Raw genomic sequence first — 14,722 nt, forward strand, 5'->3', positions numbered from 1 at the left:
TCGCAGTGCCGTGCCATTCGGCGCAGGTCTTAAAATGTTGACATATGCCAACATTTTTAAGTTACCATATTCACAGTATTTCGACCGTCTTTCTGCTCCGACTTCCATGCCCCACAGTGGGATTTTGATGATTACACACACCGCAGCGCCCCTGATATGTTCCCCTGACCTGGCATACGCGCGGGGTTGCCATGCTTGAGGCGAAGGTCGCGCTGTGCCTGCGCCTGGCCCAGGACGCCCGTGAACAGGCGGGGCAGCAGCAGGCCGCCACCCTGGCGCGGCTGCAGGACGAGCTGGAGCAGCTGCGCGGCGCCAGCCGGCCCGTGGTGCGCGTGGCCCCGGCCGATGCCTTGCTGGAGATCGATCCTGATGGTTTCCTGATTGGCTGGAACCATGGCGCCGAACAGATGTTCGGCTATTCCGAACTGGAAGCGCTGGGCCAGCACATCTTGTTTTTGTATCCCGAAGACGACGCGGAAGCGAGCGTGCTGGAACTGCATTTCAAGCAGGGCGACGTGGCCACCGATGTGCGCCGGCGCAAGAAGTCGGGCATGGTGACGTGGCTGCGCATGCACCGCCACGTGATCCACGACCAGGCGGGCAAGGCTTGCGGCATGGCCGTGCGCCTGTCGGCCATGAGCGAACCGCTCTCCGACGTGGACAAGGTGAGGTTGCACGCGCGCATCATTGAAGATAGCGAGCAAGCCGTGCTGATCACGGATGCGGAAGAGCGCATCGTCTCCATCAACAGTTCCTTCAGCCGCATCACCGGCTATTCGCCGGCCGAAGCCATCGGCCGCACGCCGGACTTGTTGCGCTCAGGCGTGCACGATCCCGACTTCCGCGCCAAGGTGCGCGCCGCCATGCGGGGGCACGGCTCCTGGCGCGGCGAAATCATCGGCAAGCGCAAGAATGGCGAACTGTTCCCTCAAGACGTCACCATTAGCGTCGTGCGCGACGAATATGGCGAGATCAGCCATGTGTTTTCCCTGTTTTCCGACATCAGCGTGCACAAGGATGCCGAGGCGCGCATGCAGCGCATGGCCAATTACGACAGCCTGACGGGTTTGCCCAACCGCTGCCTGCTGAACCAGCTGGTCGACCAGGGCCTGGCCGAAGCGAAACGGCAAGGGACGCATGGCGCGCTGATGGTCATCGATATCAGCCGTATCGGTTCCATCAGCGACACGCTGGGCCATGAAGTGGGCGACCAGCTGGTGATCGCCATCGGCCAGCTGTTCCGTGGTTCCCTGCGCGACGCCGACATCCTGGCGCGGGTCGACAACAGCAAATTCGTCGTGGCGCTGCTGCATATCGAAAAGCGCGAACATGCCGCGAACGTGGCGCAAAAACTGCTCAACTTGCTCGAAGCACCGATCAATATCGATGCGCACGCGCTGCACGTTGGCGCCAGCATTGGCATTACCGTGTATCCGGAAGACGGCCTGGAAGCGCCGGCCCTGTTCCGCTTTGCCGACGTGGCCGTGGCGAAGGCGGGGCAGAGCATCGAATCGACCTTCCTGTTTTACCGCGAAGACATGAACCGGCGCGCCAAGGAACATTTGCGCCTGGAAAGCGAAATGCGATTGGCGCTGGGCGACAAGGAGCTGGAATTGCATTACCAGCCGAAAGTGAGCCTGGCCAGCGGGCGCATCGTGGGCGCGGAAGCCTTGCTGCGCTGGAAGCATCCGATGCGCGGCATGGTCTCGCCCGGCCTCTTCATTCCCGTGGCCGAGGAAACCAGTTTAATTCTGGAGCTGGGCACCTGGGTGCTGGACGAGGCTTGCCGCCAGATCCGCAACTGGGAAGACCGCGGCCTGGACATGCCGGCCATCGCCGTCAACCTGTCGGCGCGCCAGTTCGATGAACAGTTACCAGCGCGCATAGCGGCCGTGCTGGAACGCTACCAGGTGCGGCCCGACCAGATCATGCTGGAAATCACGGAAAGCCTGTTGATGCGTGGCGCCGACAAGGTGATCGACATCATGAACCAGCTGGTGGCCATGGGTCTGTCGCTGGCGCTGGACGATTTCGGCACCGGTTACTCCAGCCTCGCGTATTTGAAAAAATTTCCCATCAGCACATTGAAAATCGACCGCTCGTTTGTCATCGGCTTGCCCTTCGAGGAAAACGATTGCGCCATCGCCCGCGCCATCGTCACCATGGCGCAGCAGCTGCGCCAGGAAATCGTCGCGGAAGGCGTGGAAACGGCCGAGCAGATGCGCTTCCTGCGCGAACTGGGCTGCGATCAGTTGCAAGGCTATCTGTTCAGTCCGGCCGTGCCGGCGGCGGAATTCGAAGTGATGCTGGGCGATGGCAAGCGCCTGCGCCTGGGCGAGGCCGTCGTTTAAGGCTGGCCCAGCTTGACTTTTTCCAGCAGATAATCGAGCATCACGCGCACGCGGGCCGGCACTTGCAGGCCCGGTCCCACGAAGACGGCGTGCACGAGTTCCGTGTCGCCCGGGTTGCAGTCCTGCAGCACTTCCACCAAGTGACCTTGCGCAATATCGCGCTGCACATGCTGGCGCGAAAAGCGTCCCAGCCCCATGCCGGCCAGCACCAGCTGGCGCATGCTTTCGCCATCGCTGACGCAGGCATTGCCCTGCGGCGCCACCTGCAAGGTTGCTCCGCTCTCCTTGTCGAGGAAGGGCCAGGTTTCGTTCTGGCAGCGGAAATTGAATGCCAGCAGATTGTGCTGTGACAGCTCCTGCGGCGTGCGCGGCAGGCCATGGCGCGCCACGTAGGCGGGCGCGGCGACGACGATCATCGCGTCTTCGCCCAGTTTGCGCGCCACCAGGTTCGATTCCTTCAGCTTGCCCGTGCGGATGGCGATGTCGGTGCGGTCTTCCAGCAAGTCGACAATGGCATCGCTGACGACCACGTCGAGCACGATGTCGGGATAGCGCTGCGCGAACTCGGGCAGGATGGGCAGCAGATGGTGCACGCCGAATGGCACGAAACAGTTGATGCGCAAGCGCCCGCGCGGCGCCGCGCCCTGTGATGCTTCGCGCTCGGCGCCATCGATATCGTCGAGGATGCGCTTGCACTGCACGAAGAAGGCGTCGCCTTCGGGTGTGGTGTGCAATTGCCGCGTGCTGCGCTGGAGCAAGCGCGCGCCGAGACGCGCTTCCAGCCGGCTGACCAGTTTGCTGACGGCCGATGGCGTCAGGGCAAGGCGGCGCGCGGCGGCGGAAAAGGCGCCCGTTTCCACCACGGCCACGAACACGGCCATCTCGAACGCGCGGTTGATGTCTTGCCTGGCCATTATTGAATCCATTTCATAAGTGTTTCCATTATGAGAGTCTATATCAAAAGTATTTGTCTCGGTACACTGGCTGGCTTGAATCATTGTTGGAGCCATCATGACCACCGCAAGCCCTGTTTCCACTTCAGCCAGCAAGATGCCGCCCGGCGTGCTGGCGCTGGCCGTCGGCGCCTTTGCCATCGGCGTCACCGAATTCATCGTCGTGGGCATATTGCCCACCATTGCGAAGGATTTGCATATTTCCATCGAATCGGCCGGCTCGCTGGTGAGCCTGTATGCGCTGGCCCTGGCCATTGGTACGCCGCTGCTGGTACTGCTGATGTCGCGCCTGCCGCGCAAGGCTGCCTTGCTGGGCCTGATGAGCGTTTTCCTGGCCGGCAACCTGCTGGCCGCCTTTTCCCACACGTTTGAACTGTTGCTGGCAGGACGGGTTATCACTGCCGTGGCGCACGGCACCTTCTTTGCCATCGGCGCCACCGTGGCCGCCAGCCTGGTGACGAAGGCGCAGGCGGGCAGGGCGATTTCCGTGATGTTTGCGGGCCTGACCCTGGCGATGGTGATCGGCGTGCCCTTCGGCAGTTTCCTTGGCAATTTGATGGGCTGGCGCTTGCCCTTCTTTGCCGTCGTCGTGCTCGCTGCCGTGGGCCTGGGCGCCATGGCGCGCTGGCTGCCGGCCGGCTTGCAGCAGGGCAAGGGTGGCAAGGCCATGACGCAGCTGGCGGCCCTCGGCAGCGGCCCCATCCTGACCATGATGGCCGTGACGACGTTCGGCTTCGGCAGCAGCTTTGCCGCATTCACCTTCATCACGCCCATCCTGACCGATGTCACGGGCTTTTCCGCCACCATGGCCAGCGCCTTGCTGATCGTGTTCGGCATCGCCACCTTTGCTGGCAACCTGGCGGGCGGCTACCTGACGAGCCACCTGGGCTGGCAAAAGGCCTTGCGCCTGATGCTGCTGTTGCTGGCCGCTACGCAAGTGGGCGTGGCGTTGAGCATCAGCTCGCCATGGATGATGACGGTGATGTTGTTTGTCTGGGGCGTGTTCGCCTTCGGCCTGTCGCCCGCCCTGCAGGCGGGCATGCTGGCCACGGCCGAGCGCTATACGCCGCAAGCCGTCGATTTCGCCTCGGGCCTGAACATTTCCGCGTTTAACCTGGGCATTTCCTTCGGCTCCATGCTCGGTGCCTTAATGGTCTCGCGCCAGCTGATGGCGTCGTCGCCGTGGGCCGGCGTGGCTGCCGCCTTGCTCGCCCTGCTGCCGCTGGCCTGGCTGGCGCGCCGCAACCTGGCCGTCCACGTGGCGGGGGCAGCCGGGCATTAAGGGTACGGTTCAGGTATGCACGGCGGCGGCCGGCGCCCGTTTCTGGCGCTGCGCCATATAGGAACTGCCCATGGAGGCGGCCATGATCATGGCGATGGCCAGCCATTGCGGTGCATCCAGCCGTTCATCGAGCAGGATGAAGGCCAGCATGGCGGCGACGGCCGGTTCCATGCTGCTCATGATGCCGAAGGCCTGCGGTGTCAGCCGCTTCAGGGCCACCATTTCCAGCGAGATCGGTATCGCGCTGGAAATCAAGGCCACGCCCAAGCCCACGCCCAGCACGACGGGCGAGAGCAGGGCGGCGCCGCTGTGCGCCACGCCCACGGGCACCACCACCAGCGCTGCCATGGCCAGGCCCAGGGCGACGGAATGGCCCGCGTGCAAATGGCTGGCGCGCTTGCCGAAGATAATATAGGTGGCCCAGCAGACGGCGGCCCCCAAGGCGAACAGCACGCCTGTGGGATCGAGCTTGCTGACGTCGTGGCCGAGCGGCAGCAGCAGCGCCAGTCCCGCCACGGCCAAGGCCACCCAGACGAAGTCGAGCGGGCGGCGCGAGGCCAGCAGCGCGACGGCCAGCGGGCCGGAAAACTCGATCGCCACGGCGATGCCGAAGGGGATCGTGCGCAGGGCCATATAGAAACACAGGTTCGTCAAGCCCAGCGCCGCGCCGTAGAGGGCCACCGTGCGCAGGTCGGCGCGGCTCAGCTGCCAGCGCCACGGACGCCAGAACAGTAGTAGAAGCAAGGCGGAGAAGCCCACGCGTACGGCCGTCGTGCCCTGTGCACCCACCAGTGGGAACAGGCTGTGCTTGGCCCATGAAGTGCCCAGTCCCAGGCAGGTGACGGAGCCGAGGATGGCCAGCAGGGGAATCAGGGAGGAATAGCGGCGTAATGGCATGGGGATAAAAGGCTTGATATCGGAATAGCGAAAGTTTATTGTGTCTACTCCGATATTTGCACTGCATTTTGACCTCCATGACGCAACTTTCGCTCACGCCTTCCCTTGCCCTCGATGCCTTCGACCTGGCGATCCTGGATATTTTGCAGCGCGATAACACGACCTCGCAGCGCGAAATCGCCCAGACCGTGCACCTGTCCGCACCGGCCGTGCAGCGGCGCATCCGACGCCTGCGCGAGAGCGGCGTGATCCGCAACGAGGTGGCCGTGCTCGACGCGAGCCGCCTGGGCCGCCCCCTGATCTTGACGGTGGAAGTGCATTTGCACGACGAGCACCCGCAGCGCACGGCGGGCATGCGCGCGCGCATCATGGCCGAGCCTGCCATACAGCAGTGCTACGGCATCACGGGCGAGGCCGATTACCTGCTGATCATTACCGCCAGCAGCATGGCCGAATACGAGGCGCTGACGGAGCGTTTGTTCGGCGGCGACGACAATATCCGGCGCTACCGCACCTCGGTGGCACTGACCTGCCTCAAGATGGGCTTGCACGTTCCGCTGGGATAGGGCAAAGGCCAGACAGATGAGCATATCCAAAAGCCGGCAAGTCGCCATGACGGCAGCCATGCCCGCCAGCCTGCGCGCCGCCGTGGCTGCTTCTCTGTGGACGCGCGACAGCGCCGGTGAGTCTGACGCTGCCGTCTACCGCCTGCAGGGCCGGGATGGTGGGCCGGACCTGTACCTGAAACACGGCGGGGGGGCGGCGGCCGCCGACATTGCCCATGAAATGGCGCGGCTGCGCTGGCTGGCGCAGTACCTGCCTGTGCCGGCCGTGGTCCAGTTCGCCCGCGTGGCAGACCCGGACCAGGCATGGCTGCTGATGACGGCCATGCCTGGCATAAGGGCGTCCGCGGTGCTGGAAGCGAGCCCTCAGATGAGGCCCGCCGTGGTCGACGCACTGGCGGCCTTCTTGCGCCGCCTGCACGCGCTGCCCGTGAGCGACTGCCCGTTCGATGCTGGCTCTGCCGTTCGGCTGGCCCAGGCGCGCCAGCGCATTGATGCAGGCCTGGTTGATGCCGACGATTTCGATGCCGGGCGCCAAGGCTGGACGGCTGAGCAGGTGTGGGCGGCGCTGCAGGACTGCCTGCCGATCACGCCAGAGCTGGTCGTCACGCATGGCGATTTCTCGCCGGAGAATATCCTGATGCAGAAAGGTGCCATTAGCGGCTGCATCGACGTGGGAGGGGCCGGCATTGCCGACCGCTACCAGGACCTGGCCATCGTCTGGCGTGCTCTCGGAGAGTTGGACGCCGCGCTGCAGCAAAGGTTTGTTGAGCAATATGGGCTCCTTGATATCGATCAAGGCAAACTGCAATTTCATTTGCTGCTCGACGAGCTGTTCTGAATAGGGGGCGGCGAGCAGCTGCAGGCCATCATGGCGGTGGCAGCTTACGGCTCTTCGCGCTCGGCATCGCGTTGGCGGCAGCTCAATGACGCGTAATGGCCCTTGGGCATCCTGGTCTTGATGGTCACCTCGCTCAGCTTATGTTGAACATTGACGGGGTCGGTCAAGGTGCAGCGCTGGGCGCGGGCAAACGCTTGCAGTTTCTGCGTGTTGCCGCGCACCTTTACCGTCACGCCAACGCCGGGGCTGGCGCAGCAGCCGATGTATTGCGTGATGTATTCTTCCTCGATCAGCACCAGTTCATGTCCCATGAAGCTTGCCGGCTTCTTCAGCAGGTAGTAATCGGTGTAATCGGCGCGCTGGTCGGGTTGCTTGGCCAGGTAGCCTTCGCGCATGTAGGCCCGGATGGCCTTGCCGGAGGTGCCCACTCTGTCTGTCGTGCCCTTTTTCAGGTGCAGCGCATGGATCAGGCCCATTTCGAGCCCAGGATCGGCAGCGGCGAGGGCGCTGGTGCAACTGGCGGCGAGCAGAAGAGCGCCGAGCAGGCGGCGGGTGCGGCATTGCGGTATGGAAGTGATTCCTTGCATATATTCCACGCGAAGAGGGGAAGAGGCGCAGTGTAGCCCACGCCAGCCTGTATGCGTGGCACAATGTGTGATCCGCATGCCACTCACCCCAGGACTTTCATGACCCGCGCCATCCTCGACGAAGCACAGATCCATCCCGCCGCCCGCCCTTTGATCGGCAGCAAACATATGGACATTGTGCGCGAAGTGCAGGCTGCCATTGCCGCGCACCAGGTGGTCGTCGTCGGCATGGCGCTCAATCCGTTTCCGCGCAAGGCGCGCAAGATCCTCGACGTGCTGGGTACGCCCTACCAGTACCTGCAATACGGCAGTTATCTGAACCAGTGGCACCGCCGCAATGCCTTGAAAATGTGGACGGGCTGGCCAACTTTCCCCATGGTCTTTGTCAACGGCGTGCTCATCGGTGGCGCCAGCGAGCTGCAAAAGCTGGTGGAAAATGGCGAGTTCAGCGCCATGCTGGCGAAGAAGGTGCGCCAGTTTTAAGACCCGCCTTACGACTCTACTTACTCGCCCGGCCGCCACGGCGATTTGCGCGTGCGCAAGGGGTCGAGCAAGCCACGCAAATCGTTGTGATCGAGCTCGTACATCAGCGCGATTAAACTGCCCAGTTCGCCAGAGGGGAAGCCCTCGCGCGCGAACCAGCCCAGGTAGTGTCCCGGCAAATCGGCCAGCAGCCGCCCCTGATATTTCCCATATGGCATTTCGCGCGTGACCAGCAGCGCCAGTTTTTCTGAATTCATGCAACAGCTCCGGTTTCGATCGGGCCAGTGTAGCAGATCCATTGATTGTTGATTACAACGCAATTATCTTCTGCCTGAGCAGGTATTTTTCGCCACAAAGAAAACCCCGATACTGCATGACTACATCTTTTATCGGAGTTTGTCATGCCCATTGCCTTGCTCGCGCTGACCCTCAGCGCATTTGCCATCGGAACCACCGAGTTTGTTATTGTCGGGCTGTTGCCCACCATCGCCGCGGACCTGGGCGTCAACCTGCCATCTGCCGGCCTGCTGGTCAGCCTGTATGCGCTGGGCGTCGCCGTCGGCGCGCCTGTGCTGACTGCCCTGACGGGCAAGATCCCCCGCAAGACCCTGCTGCTGTCGCTGATGGTCTTGTTCACCCTGGGTAACTTGCTGGCCTGGAAGTCGCCCGGCTATGAAACCCTGGTCATCGCCCGCATCCTGACGGGGCTGGCGCACGGCGTGTTCTTTTCCATCGGTTCGACTATCGCCACCTCTCTGGTGCCGAAGGACAAGGCGGCCAGCGCGATCGCCATCATGTTTACGGGCTTGACCGTGGCCCTGGTGACGGGCGTGCCGCTGGGCACCTTCATCGGCCAGCATTTTGGCTGGCGTGAAACTTTCCTCGCCGTCTCGGCCCTGGGACTGGTGGCCTTTGTCGGCAGCCTGCTGTACGTGCCATCGACCATCGCCCACAGCAAGCCTGCTTCCTTGCTGCAGCAAGTGCAGGTGCTGGGCCAGCCGCGCCTGCTGCTGGTGTACGCCATGACGGCCGTCGGCTATGGCGGCTCCTTCATCGCTTTCACCTATCTGGCGCCGATCCTGCAGCAAATATCGGGTTTCAGCGCCGGCGCCGTGGGCGCGGTGATGCTCGTGTATGGCGTTTCCGTGGCCTTCGGCAATATCTGGGGCGGCAAGCTGGCCGACAAGAAGGGCCCCGTGCGCGCCCTGAAACTGATCTTTTTGCTGCTGGCAGCCGTCTTGCTGCTGTTGACCTTCACGGCGCCGCATCCCGTGCTGGTCGTCATCACCGTGCTGCTGTGGGGCGCCGTGGCCTTCGGTAACGTGGCCGGTTTGCAAGTGTATGTGGTGCAGCAGGCCGAGCACTTCACGCCCCGCGCCGTGGACGTGGCCTCGGGCCTGAACATCGCCGCCTTCAACCTGGGCATCGCCGGCGGCGCCTGGGGCGGCGGCCTGATCGTGGAACACCTGGGCCTCGTGCACACGGGCTGGATCGGCGCCCTCGTCGTGCTCGGTGCATTTGGCTTGACGGCCCTGAGCGGCCGCCTGGATCGATTGAACCCTATCCCCGTGCGGGCTGCCGGCGAAAAATCGATGCATGCGACAGGCCATTGAAACCCTGAGTGCCCGCTTGCCCTTACTTCCCGGAACAGTTTGCCTGTAATCAAGCTGAAATATTTGTCGTTTATGCTCCGGCCTCGTATTCAAGCTGGTCTGTCCCACGATATTTATTTATAACGGAAGAAACAAAAAATGTCGAATTTCGTCCCTGAGTCCTCACGTCGCCGCCTGTTGCAACTGTTTGCCGGTGCACCCATGCTGCCTTTGGCCGGCTTGACCGGTGTCAGCGCCTTTCTGTCCGGTTGTGGCGGTAGTTCGAATAACGACGTGCCGCCGGTGACCACGCCAGGCACAGGCACCCCGGCTGCGACCTTTACCACGGCAGAATTCACCGGCATGGCGGCGCCGCTGGCGAGCGCGCCTGCCGCGCTGGCCACGACCACCGTCGGCTCCAAGCTCAAGGTCAATTTCAGCGATGGCAGCAGCAACAGCTACAACCTGGCGTACCAGCCTTTCTTCCTGACCGGCGACCGTGTGCCTGATGGCAAGGGCGGAACGGTGATTGCGGGCGGCTACTTTGACATCAGGAACCAGCCTATCATCGACAGCTCGGTGCCGGGCAAGGAACGCCAGTTCTTCTCGGACTCGCCAGACGGCAGCTCGATGCTGACGGTGGCCAACGCCACCGTGACCGGCGTCAAGGGCAAGCCTGTGTTTGCCGTCGTGCAGTTTGAATATAACTCGCTCAACCAGGCCGGCGCATCCACCTACGGCACGCTGCCGTCGCCGATCGCCGTGCTGACCCTGGACCAGGACCAGACCACCGGCAAGTTGTCGCTGGTGAAATACCACAATGTCGATACTTCGTCCGTCAAAGGCCTGTGGATTACCTGCGGCGCCAGCCTGTCGCCTTGGAACACCCATTTGTCGAGCGAAGAGTATGAACCCGATGCCTTCGACCAGGGCCTGGGTGGCCAGACCCTGGCCGTGCTCAAGGAATTCAGCAAGAACGTCTTCGGCGATACGACTACCGCCAATGCGTATGACTACGGCCACCTGCCGGAAGTGTCGGTAAACCCGGACGGCACCGGCAGCATCAAGAAGCACTACTGCCTGGGCCGCTACTCGCGCGAACTGGTGCAGGTGATGCCAGACCAGCGCACCATCCTGGGCGGTGACGACTATACGAATGGCGGGCTGTTCATGTTTGTGGCCGACAAGGTCGCCGACCTGGCGGCAGGCGGCACCCTGTACGTCGCCAAATACACCACCCAGCTGACCGAGACCACCACCGGCAAGCTGCAATGGGTCAAGCTGGGCCATGCGACGCACGCCGAGATCAAGGCGCTGGTCGACGGCGGCATCAAGGCCACCGACATCATGGATTCGACCTTGGTCGATCCGTCCGATGCCAGCTACACGAAGATCGTCCTGAACAAGAAAACCGCCTGGGTCAGAGTCAAGGCTGGCCAGGAAAAAGCCGCCGCTTTTCTGGAAACCCACCGGTACGCCGCCCTCAAGGGGGGCAGCATGGCCTTTACCAAGAACGAAGGCACGACGGTCAACGCCAAGGACAAGATTGCCTACTCGGCGTATGCCAATATCCAGGACTCGATGGTCGAAGGCGGTGCGGGTTACGTGGCCGGCAACAACGTCAAGTTCAAGAAACTGGTGGCGGGCGGCGTTGTGTCGCACAAGCTGGCGGGCGGACAGAAGGATGATACCGGCGCGGCGATCGACAGCGAATGGGTGCCGAGCGAATCGACCCTGCTGATCGCAGGTGAAGACATCGCGGCTGATGGCCTGGGCAATACCGCCAACCCGGCCAAGATCGCCAGTCCCGACAACTTGAAATTCTCGGAAAAACTGCGCACCCTGTTCATCGGCGAGGACAGCGGCAACCACCTGAACAACTTCCTGTGGGCGTACAACGTCGATACCAGGAAGCTGGAACGTTTGCTGTCCTGCCCGGCCGGCGCGGAATCGACCGGCCTGCATGCGGTCGATGAGATCAATGGCTGGACCTATGTGATGAGCAACTTCCAGCATCCGGGTGATGAGTGGAACCGCTTCCCCGGCCTGCCATCGGCGCTGAAGGATCAGATCAACATCATCATCAACACCAACTACAACAGCAAGGCCAGCGGCGCTGTCGGCTATCTGACGGCGGAACTGACGCAGGTGAAACTGTCGAAATGATGCGCGCCGTCCGATAAGGGTTGCAGGTACGCAGGGCAGGGGGGCAGGCCTTCCTTGCCGGCGTGCCGCCCGCCATCTTTGCATTGCTGGTGGGGCATCAAGGCAAGCTAACTTGCTGGCAGAAAACAGCAAAACGGGCGAAAATGGGGCTTCCCTCCCTTTCGCGTTCCCTACCATGTCCGATACTGCAGCTTCATCGCTACGCCTGCGCACCGATATCAATCCGAAACCGCTGGGCGTTGCGCTTGTGCTCATCCTGCTGGGTGCGTGGTATCTGGCGCACACCGTGGGCATCAACCAAGCCGCGCTGTATGTGGTGGGCGCCTTGCTCGGCATCACCCTGTATCACGCAGCCTTCGGTTTCACGTCCGCCTGGCGCATTTTCATTGCCGATGGCCGCGGCGACGGCTTGCGCGCGCAAATGCTGATGCTGGCCGTGGGCGTGGCCCTGTTCTTCCCCGCGCTGTCGGCCGGCACCCTGTTCGGCATGCCCGTCGCGGGCCTGGTTTCTCCCGCTGGCACCTCGGTGATCTTTGGCGCCTTCATCTTCGGTATCGGCATGCAGCTGGGCGGCGGTTGCGCCTCCGGCACCCTGTACACGGTGGGTGGCGGCAGCACGCGCATGCTTGTCACCCTGGCTGCCTTCATTGTCGGCTCCGTGATCGGCACGGCGCACATGCCATTCTGGACGGCGCTGCCGCAACTCAAGCCCATTTCCCTCGTCACGACCCTGGGCCTGGTACCGGCACTGGCGCTGAACTGGATCGTTTTCGCGCTGATCGCAGGCATCACGGTCTTCGTTGAAAAGCGCCGCCACGGCAAGCTCGTCGCGACACCGCTGCGCCCGGCGCAGTCGTCGCCCTGGCTGCACGGCCCGTGGCCGCTGGTGGCGGGCGCCGTGGCGCTCGTCGTGCTGAACTTCGCCACCCTGGCGCTGTCGGGCAAGCCGTGGGGCGTGACGTCCGCGTTCGCCCTGTGGGGCGCGAAAGCGGCGTCTGTGGTCGGCATCGACACGGCCAGCTGGGCCTACTGGTCCACCAAAGCAAACGCCGCCGCCCTGGCCGCGCCATTGACGCAAGACAAGACGTCCGTGATGGACATCGGCATCGTGCTGGGCGCCATGCTGGCCGCCGCGCTGGCGGGCCGCTATGCGCCCGTGTGGCGCATCCCGCGTCGGTCGATCATCGCCGCCGTCGTGGGCGGCTTGCTGCTCGGCTACGGCGCGCGCCTGGCCTACGGCTGCAATATCGGCGCGTATTTCAGCGGCATCATCTCTGGCAGCCTGCACGGCTGGCTGTGGCTGGTGTGCGCCTTCGTCGGCAATGTCGTCGGCACGCGCTTGCGCCCGTGGTTCGGCCTGGAAGTGGAGCGCGTGAAACCGACCGGCTGCTGAGACCGGCGTAAATAGGGGCTTTGCTGTATATTTCTGCCCCTGTTCCACTTTGCCGCCAGCGCAACGCCCATGTCGCCCACCATCCTTTTTGCCGTCGTCCTCGCCTATTTCCTGATCCTGCTGGGCGTGGCATGGCGCACCTCGCGCCACGCCACCAACGACAGCTTTTTCATCGGCAACAAGGATAGCAACTGGATGCTGGTTGCCTTCGGCATGGTGGGCACCACGCTCACGGGTGTCACTTTCATCAGCGTGCCGGGCGCCGTGGGGAGCAATGGTTTCGGCTACGTCCAGCTGATGATCGGCTATGTACTGGGCTACCTGGCCATCACGTTCATCTTGCTGCCGCTGTACTACCGGCTGCAGCTGACCTCCATTTACCGCTACCTGGAACTGCGCCTGGGACGGCGTTCCTACCAGAGCGGGGCGGCGTTCTTCATCCTGTCGCGCCTGCTGGGCGCCACGGCGCGGCTGTATCTGGTGGTCAATATCCTGCAGGCAACGATACTCGACAGCCTGGGCGTGCCATTCTGGCTGACGGCCGGTGTCGTGCTGCTGCTGATCCTGCTCTACACGTATGAAGGTGGCGTGAAAACCATCGTCTGGACCGATACCCTGCAAACGGCGTGCATGCTGGCAGGCCTCGTCATCTGCAGCATATTCCTGTTGCGCGAGATGGACCTGTCCCTCGTCGACAGCCTGGAACACATGCGCGCGCAGGGCCTCACGCGCATCTTCACCGTCGACCCGGACAGTCCCGCCTATGTCTGGAAGCACATTCTCGCCGGCATGTTCATCACGATTGCCATGACGGGCATGGACCAGGAAATGATGCAAAAGAACATTTCCGTGCGCACCTTGCGCGATTCGCAAAAGAATATGCTCAGCCTGACCGTCGTGCTGACGGGCGTGCTGCTGCTGTTTCTCTTCCTCGGCGGCTTGCTGCACCTGTATGCGCCGCTGGCGGGCGTGACGGCTACGGGCGATAAACTGTTCCCCGCCGTGGTGCTCGGGCACTTCCCCGCCGTGGTGCAGCTGATTTTCTTCATCGCCCTCATTTCCGCCCTGTTTCCCAGCGTGGACGGGGCGCTCACTGCATTGACGTCGACTTTTTGCATCGACATCCTGGGCCTGCAGCGCAGGACGGATTTGACCCCGGTGGCGCAGATGCGCTGGCGCCGCCGCGTCCACCTGGGCTTTTCCGCACTGTTCCTGATCCTGATCATGGCCTTCAAGTGGATCGATAGTCCCAGCATGATAGGCGTGATCCTGAAGCTGGCCAGCTATACCTATGGGCCGCTGCTGGGCCTGTTCGCCTTCGGCTTGCTGAGCCGGCGCGACGTGCGCGACCGTTGGGTGCCGCTGGTGGCCATCGCCGGGCCATTGCTGTGCGCCCTGATCGAAGGGGAGCAGGCGCGGCTGTTCGAGCATTACCGCATCGGCCTGGAATTGCTGATATTGAATGGTGCCCTGGTGCTGGGGGGGCTGTTTCTCATTTCCATGCCGTCAGGGCGGGGAGGCAAGAGCGCGTAATATTGTCAAAATAAGACGAATCCTACGACGATTCCGGCCGTTTTCAGCTATATTGATTTCCTTTAGGCATATCACCTCACG

At 62.9% G+C, this 14,722-nt stretch carries 13 protein-coding genes; 9 read left to right on the top strand and 4 right to left on the bottom strand.

All coding sequences use genetic code 11. The features are described 5' to 3' along the window. The first annotated feature begins 191 nt into the window (after window positions 1–191). Window positions 192–2,351 (top strand): putative bifunctional diguanylate cyclase/phosphodiesterase, encoded by a 2,160-nt coding sequence (locus ACQ4WZ_RS03905; protein ID WP_436572614.1) that lies wholly within the window; start codon window positions 192–194, stop codon window positions 2,349–2,351. Here ACQ4WZ_RS03905 and ACQ4WZ_RS03910 read toward each other — a convergent pair. Further along, complete coding sequence (locus tag ACQ4WZ_RS03910) at window positions 2,348–3,265, bottom strand: LysR family transcriptional regulator (RefSeq protein ID WP_436572615.1); 918 nt, start codon at window positions 3,263–3,265, stop codon at window positions 2,348–2,350. The two genes, ACQ4WZ_RS03905 and ACQ4WZ_RS03910, sit on opposite strands and share 4 nt — an antisense overlap. 97 nt (window positions 3,266–3,362) lie before the next feature. Between ACQ4WZ_RS03910 and ACQ4WZ_RS03915 the strand changes: the two genes are divergently transcribed. Next, entirely contained in the window at window positions 3,363–4,586 is a 1,224-nt protein-coding gene (locus tag ACQ4WZ_RS03915; protein WP_180338502.1) for an MFS transporter, read from the top strand. A gap of 9 nt (window positions 4,587–4,595) precedes the next feature. Here ACQ4WZ_RS03915 and ACQ4WZ_RS03920 read toward each other — a convergent pair whose 3' ends face one another. Further along, complete coding sequence (locus tag ACQ4WZ_RS03920; RefSeq protein ID WP_436572616.1) at window positions 4,596–5,483, bottom strand: EamA family transporter; 888 nt, start codon at window positions 5,481–5,483, stop codon at window positions 4,596–4,598. 77 nt (window positions 5,484–5,560) lie between these two features. Here ACQ4WZ_RS03920 and ACQ4WZ_RS03925 point away from each other — a divergent pair, with 77 nt between their 5' ends. Together ACQ4WZ_RS03925 and ACQ4WZ_RS03930 are read left to right on the top strand one after the other, a co-directional pair. Next, on the top strand, window positions 5,561–6,049 hold the full coding sequence (locus ACQ4WZ_RS03925; protein ID WP_133990166.1) for an Lrp/AsnC family transcriptional regulator: 489 nt from the start codon (window positions 5,561–5,563) through the stop codon (window positions 6,047–6,049). Window positions 6,050–6,065: 16 nt separating this feature from the next. Then, window positions 6,066–6,887 carry an APH(3') family aminoglycoside O-phosphotransferase gene (locus ACQ4WZ_RS03930; RefSeq protein ID WP_436572617.1) on the top strand — a complete coding sequence of 274 codons (822 nt, stop codon included), beginning with the start codon at window positions 6,066–6,068 and terminating at the stop codon, window positions 6,885–6,887. A gap of 44 nt (window positions 6,888–6,931) precedes the next feature. Here the strand turns inward: ACQ4WZ_RS03930 and ACQ4WZ_RS03935 are convergent, their stop codons facing one another. Next, complete coding sequence (locus tag ACQ4WZ_RS03935; protein WP_436572618.1) at window positions 6,932–7,474, bottom strand: hypothetical protein; 543 nt, start codon at window positions 7,472–7,474, stop codon at window positions 6,932–6,934. 99 nt (window positions 7,475–7,573) lie between these two features. Between ACQ4WZ_RS03935 and ACQ4WZ_RS03940 the strand changes: the two genes are divergently transcribed. After that, window positions 7,574–7,957: a glutaredoxin domain-containing protein gene (locus tag ACQ4WZ_RS03940; RefSeq protein ID WP_101482066.1), complete on the top strand. Its 384-nt coding sequence runs from the start codon at window positions 7,574–7,576 to the stop codon at window positions 7,955–7,957. A 20-nt stretch (window positions 7,958–7,977) separates the two neighbouring features. Here the strand turns inward: ACQ4WZ_RS03940 and ACQ4WZ_RS03945 are convergent, their stop codons facing one another. Then, window positions 7,978–8,214, bottom strand: coding sequence for a DUF3820 family protein (locus ACQ4WZ_RS03945; RefSeq protein WP_071076391.1), 237 nt, complete (start codon window positions 8,212–8,214; stop codon window positions 7,978–7,980). A gap of 144 nt (window positions 8,215–8,358) precedes the next feature. Between ACQ4WZ_RS03945 and ACQ4WZ_RS03950 the strand changes: the two genes are divergently transcribed. The 4 genes from ACQ4WZ_RS03950 (at window position 8,359) to ACQ4WZ_RS03965 (ending at window position 14,641) form a co-directional block, all read left to right on the top strand. Next, window positions 8,359–9,570, top strand: coding sequence for an MFS transporter (locus tag ACQ4WZ_RS03950; RefSeq protein ID WP_133990172.1), 1,212 nt, complete (start codon window positions 8,359–8,361; stop codon window positions 9,568–9,570). A 138-nt stretch (window positions 9,571–9,708) separates the two neighbouring features. Beyond that, window positions 9,709–11,715 (top strand): PhoX family protein, encoded by a 2,007-nt coding sequence (locus ACQ4WZ_RS03955; RefSeq protein ID WP_436572619.1) that lies wholly within the window; start codon window positions 9,709–9,711, stop codon window positions 11,713–11,715. 175 nt (window positions 11,716–11,890) lie between these two features. Further along, a complete protein-coding gene (locus ACQ4WZ_RS03960; protein ID WP_436572620.1) occupies window positions 11,891–13,108 on the top strand; it encodes a YeeE/YedE family protein in 1,218 nt (405 codons plus the stop codon). A gap of 69 nt (window positions 13,109–13,177) precedes the next feature. Then, window positions 13,178–14,641, top strand: coding sequence for a sodium:solute symporter (locus tag ACQ4WZ_RS03965; RefSeq protein WP_436572621.1), 1,464 nt, complete (start codon window positions 13,178–13,180; stop codon window positions 14,639–14,641). Window positions 14,642–14,722: the final 81 nt, after the last annotated feature.

The sequence above is a fragment of the Janthinobacterium darwini genome (assembly GCF_051380905.1).
Classification (GTDB): Bacteria; Pseudomonadota; Gammaproteobacteria; order Burkholderiales; family Burkholderiaceae_D; genus Janthinobacterium.

What these genes read in the sequence shown, in the direction of transcription:
- ACQ4WZ_RS03905 (WP_436572614.1), top strand. Translation starts at nt 192, where the DNA reads ATGCTTGAGGCGAAGGTCGCGCTGTGCCTGCGCCTGGCCCAGGACGCC.
- ACQ4WZ_RS03910 (WP_436572615.1), bottom strand. Translation starts at nt 3,265, where the DNA reads ATGGCCAGGCAAGACATCAACCGCGCGTTCGAGATGGCCGTGTTCGTG.
- ACQ4WZ_RS03915 (WP_180338502.1), top strand. Translation starts at nt 3,363, where the DNA reads ATGACCACCGCAAGCCCTGTTTCCACTTCAGCCAGCAAGATGCCGCCC.
- ACQ4WZ_RS03920 (WP_436572616.1), bottom strand. Translation starts at nt 5,483, where the DNA reads ATGCCATTACGCCGCTATTCCTCCCTGATTCCCCTGCTGGCCATCCTC.
- ACQ4WZ_RS03925 (WP_133990166.1), top strand. Translation starts at nt 5,561, where the DNA reads ATGACGCAACTTTCGCTCACGCCTTCCCTTGCCCTCGATGCCTTCGAC.
- ACQ4WZ_RS03930 (WP_436572617.1), top strand. Translation starts at nt 6,066, where the DNA reads ATGAGCATATCCAAAAGCCGGCAAGTCGCCATGACGGCAGCCATGCCC.
- ACQ4WZ_RS03935 (WP_436572618.1), bottom strand. Translation starts at nt 7,474, where the DNA reads ATGCAAGGAATCACTTCCATACCGCAATGCCGCACCCGCCGCCTGCTC.
- ACQ4WZ_RS03940 (WP_101482066.1), top strand. Translation starts at nt 7,574, where the DNA reads ATGACCCGCGCCATCCTCGACGAAGCACAGATCCATCCCGCCGCCCGC.
- ACQ4WZ_RS03945 (WP_071076391.1), bottom strand. Translation starts at nt 8,214, where the DNA reads ATGAATTCAGAAAAACTGGCGCTGCTGGTCACGCGCGAAATGCCATAT.
- ACQ4WZ_RS03950 (WP_133990172.1), top strand. Translation starts at nt 8,359, where the DNA reads ATGCCCATTGCCTTGCTCGCGCTGACCCTCAGCGCATTTGCCATCGGA.
- ACQ4WZ_RS03955 (WP_436572619.1), top strand. Translation starts at nt 9,709, where the DNA reads ATGTCGAATTTCGTCCCTGAGTCCTCACGTCGCCGCCTGTTGCAACTG.
- ACQ4WZ_RS03960 (WP_436572620.1), top strand. Translation starts at nt 11,891, where the DNA reads ATGTCCGATACTGCAGCTTCATCGCTACGCCTGCGCACCGATATCAAT.
- ACQ4WZ_RS03965 (WP_436572621.1), top strand. Translation starts at nt 13,178, where the DNA reads ATGTCGCCCACCATCCTTTTTGCCGTCGTCCTCGCCTATTTCCTGATC.